Origin of the sequence: Paracoccus marcusii, assembly GCF_006151785.1 — a bacterium.
Lineage (GTDB): Bacteria > Pseudomonadota > Alphaproteobacteria > Rhodobacterales > Rhodobacteraceae > Paracoccus > Paracoccus marcusii.
Map to the genome: position 1 here is coordinate 1 of NZ_VDDD01000265.1, position 1,034 is coordinate 1,034.

2 protein-coding genes are annotated in these 1,034 nt (G+C 61.3%); both read right to left on the reverse strand.

Going from position 1 to position 1,034, the window contains the following annotated elements; all coding sequences use genetic code 11:
* Nucleotides 1–79: 79 nt before the first annotated feature.
* Entirely contained in the window at nt 80–346 is a 267-nt protein-coding gene (locus tag FHD68_RS18685) for a hypothetical protein (RefSeq protein ID WP_139086629.1), read from the reverse strand.
* Nucleotides 347–492: 146 nt separating this feature from the next.
* Entirely contained in the window at nt 493–759 is a 267-nt protein-coding gene (locus tag FHD68_RS19280; protein WP_127898785.1) for a hypothetical protein, read from the reverse strand.
* Between the last annotated feature and the right edge of the window lie 275 nt (nt 760–1,034).

The window sequence follows — 1,034 nt, forward strand, 5'->3', positions numbered from 1 at the left end:
GCTCATGTCACCGCTCCGTTTTCAAAGCCGTGAATCATGCTGTTCCCGCGAAATCAATGCATCCTGACCCTAGGTGTAATTAGCGCAGACGGCGTTGCATCTGTTGATGCCGTGGCGCATAAGCATAATGGAAAGTCCTGCCCGGACTTTGAAGTATAGAACGGCATATTTGATTTCTTTTACCTCCATGGATGGTCAAGCCATATTCTCCAAAAGGTTGATCGAAAAATAATCTATCAACCATGTAGCGAATATTGGAGTAGAGCTTGTCGCTTTCGGCACCACTGGAGCGTTCAGGAAAACTGCAAGTATACTGAGCTTTTAAATGATCGGCAGGCCAGCGCAATCGAGACGCCCAGTACTAGGCGCTGGCGATTTCATGGCCTGTTTTATAGTGGAAAGGCCAGCCAACCCGGAAAGGCAAGTCACGATCGCCCTGGCTTTACGCCAAAGTATTCCGCTCTCCGGAGGCGCCAATACAGACGCCCCCAATCACGGCAGCCAGATTTCGATCGTGCCGTCCCGCGGGGTGGGGCGGAAGAAGGTGAAGTCTGCCACCGTCGCCCGGCCACCCCCGCCGATGAGGTCGGCGATGGTCCCGGAAACCTCGCGGTCGGCGTCCTGAAAATAGCGGATGCTCTGGCGGTCCACCGCGTAGCGGACGGGACGGGTCTCGACCTCGGCGGTGCCCAGGGCGCGCAGCAAGCGGCTGATTTCCTGCGAACGCTCGAACCCGCCACGTTCGGGATAGTGGATCACGACCCGCGCCTGCGCCAATGTCCGCGATCCGAAGGACGGTGTCGCAGCGGGGATGCCATTCCACGGCACGGGGGCTGTCGTGGCAGGGGGTTGCGTGAATACGGGTGCACCGGGAGGTGAGACGGGCACCGGCGATGGCGCAACGGGCACAGGCACAGGAACCGGCACGGGCGCCGGTGATGGCGCGACGGGCACGGGTACCGGCGCCGCGACAGGCGGGCTGGGTGGCGCGACGGCGACCGGCGTGCGGGGAGCGGGCTCCACCGGTGCCGCCC